Origin of the sequence: Streptomyces sp. NPDC002884 (genome assembly GCF_040295245.1) — a bacterium.
In the GTDB taxonomy this organism is placed as follows: Bacteria; Actinomycetota; Actinomycetes; order Streptomycetales; family Streptomycetaceae; genus Streptomyces.
Window position 1 is genome coordinate 1 of sequence record NZ_JBEOVB010000097.1, and the last position, 2,327, is coordinate 2,327.

General features: G+C 65.9%; 2 protein-coding genes and 2 pseudogenes. 3 read left to right on the forward strand and 1 reads right to left on the reverse strand.

Annotated elements, in window-relative coordinates; translation table 11 throughout:
* On the reverse strand, positions 1-625 hold a 625-nt coding region (locus ABT070_RS46115), incomplete at its 3' end, for an IS110 family transposase (RefSeq protein WP_351769351.1).
* A 515-nt stretch (positions 626-1,140) separates the two neighbouring features.
* Between ABT070_RS46115 and ABT070_RS46120 the strand changes: the two are divergent.
* The 3 genes and pseudogenes from ABT070_RS46120 to ABT070_RS46130 all read left to right on the forward strand — a co-directional run.
* A pseudogene (locus ABT070_RS46120) lies at positions 1,141-1,542 on the forward strand (IS110 family transposase); the annotation flags it as partial.
* A 247-nt stretch (positions 1,543-1,789) separates the two neighbouring features.
* The gene (locus ABT070_RS46125; RefSeq protein WP_351769349.1) at positions 1,790-2,209 is read left to right on the forward strand and encodes a transposase; all 420 of its coding nucleotides are present in this window, start codon (positions 1,790-1,792) and stop codon (positions 2,207-2,209) included.
* A gap of 13 nt (positions 2,210-2,222) precedes the next feature.
* Positions 2,223-2,327, forward strand: a pseudogene (locus tag ABT070_RS46130) (IS5/IS1182 family transposase); the annotation flags it as partial.

Consider the following 2,327-nt stretch of genomic DNA (forward strand, 5'->3'; position numbering starts at 1 on the left):
TGGGACGTATCAGGGTCACGAGGCGACGACGGCCGGCCTTGCGGATCTGGGCCGGGGAGCCGAACTGGTCCAGCAGTTTGAGCACGGCCGGGTGCTGGATCCGCGGGCCCAGGACTCGTTCCAGGGACGGGTGGATCTGGGTGAGCAGACCACGGAGCCGATTGGCGGTCCGGGTGGACTCGCCCGCCAGGTCGTCGTCGAACCCTGCGATCATCGCGAGCTCGGCAACAGTCTCATCGTCGGGATCGATCGTCCGCAGGGTGTGGGGCATCGTTCTGGCGGCGTCCGCGATGACGAAAGCATCACGGGCATCGGTCTTGGCCTCACCAGGGTAAAGATCGGCGATTCGTCGCATCGTGAGTCCGGGCAGATAGGCGACCTGGCAGCCCGCATCCCGGGCGACTGCCACGGGCAGAGCCCCGATGGAAGCTGGCTGGTCAACGACGACCAGCACCGTTCCGTGCTTGGCCCGGAGTTTGTCGAAGAGCTCCCGCAGTTTTGGCTCGTTGTTGGGCAGCGACTTGTCGAACACTTTCTTCCCCGCGAGGTTGACGGCAGTGGCGTGGTGTTCGCCCTTGCCGACATCCAGCCCCAGATAGACACCGACGCCAGTTTCGTCCGCCATGCCCTTCGCTCCCGTGCTCGTGCTCTCCCCGGCCCTCACCTGCGGCATCAGCGTGCCGGCATCCACGTTACGAAGAGACTGCCTTCCCCGGTCCGGGTTCGGCGCTCGAGCCTCTAACCAGCGGTCTGCCAATGCCTTCGATCCCGGTGACACCACTTTTTCGATCATCGTCGATGAGGGGGCGAAGTCATGCCGGGGCCGAAGGCCGGGAGCCTCATCGCGAGGCCACGAAGAAGGTAACTGTGATAGTCGTCCTGCGGCCCGGGTTGGGTTGCTGCCAGGCTGGCGTTGACGTTCCGGTATGACCCCCAAGGTAATTGGCGGCTCGTCAGAGCCTGCCGTGCCCCCGAGATGTCTACCGGACGTCGGCGTCAGCCTGGCCCACCCCGTTGGCTTGATCAGCAGCTTGTCCGCCATTTCGACGTGACTCATCACAGTTCTGCCACGCGGTGACTCCACCCAGGCCGGCGCCGACCACGGTCGCCCAGCTCTTGAAGGAGAACAACCGCGTGACCATGCTCGCAGAACGAGTCGATGGCGTCATCGGCATCGACACCCACCGGGACACCCTCGCTGCAGCCGCCGTGAGCCCTGTCGGCGCTGTTATCGCCACCACCGATACCCCCGCGAACGCACGGGGTTACCGGCGCCTGCTGGATTTCGCCCGTCAGCACGATCCCGGCCGCCGATGCTGGGCTCTCGAAGGAGTCGGCAGCTACGGAGCCGGCCTGGCCGCCTTCCTCGACCAGACTGGCGAACAGGTCGTCGAAGTGCTGCGTCCCAAACGGCCGGCTGTCCGCGGCGGCCGCAAGACGGACATGATCGACGCCATCAGGGCAGCCAAGGAGGCCTTGGCCAGCGAGCACCTGATCCAGCCAAGGCTCCGAGGAGAGCGCGAGGCCCTGCGCGTCCTCCTCGTCACCCGGCATGGCGCTGTCCTTGCCTCGACCGCCGCGATCAACCAGTTCAAGGGCCTGATCGTTTCTGCCCCCGACGATCTGCGGGCCGAGCTGCGCAAACTCAAGCGTCCTGCCCAGATCGCCCGCTGCGCTCAGCTCAGGGATCGCCCGACGCAGGACATCGAGCACCGCATGACCGTCCGGGCCCTGAGGTCCACCGCTCAGCGCGTCCAGACACTCCAGGCCGAGGCCAGGGACCTTGAGAGTGAGATCCTCGCACTCACACGTCAGATGGCTCCGGAGCTGCTGGAACTGCAAGGAGTCGGGCCCATCACAGCAGGTCCTCGTCAGCTGGTCGCACCCCGGCCGGTTCCGATCCGAGGCCGCCTTCGCATCCTTCGCCGGCGTTTCGCCTATTCCGGCCTCTTCCGGGCTCACGAACCGCCATCGGATCAACCGCAGCGGTGACCGGCAGTTGAACCGGGCCCTGCACACCATCACGCTCATCCGCATGCGGCTGGACCCCGCTACGAAGACGTACGTCGCCCGCAGGATCAGCGAGGGCAAGACCTCCCGCGACGCACAACGGTGCCTGAAACGAGCCGTCTGCCGTCAGCTATTCAAGATTCTGGAACGCTCAGACCGGACCAGCAGGATCTCCTCCGAACCGCTTGACGCGATATAGCAGCAGCCTCGGGGGCGAACACACAGGTCCGAGTCCCGTGGACCGGGGTAAGCCCGGTTCCAAGATGCATGTCCTGTCCGACGCGGACGGACTGCCTCTACGTGTCGGACTCTCCGCG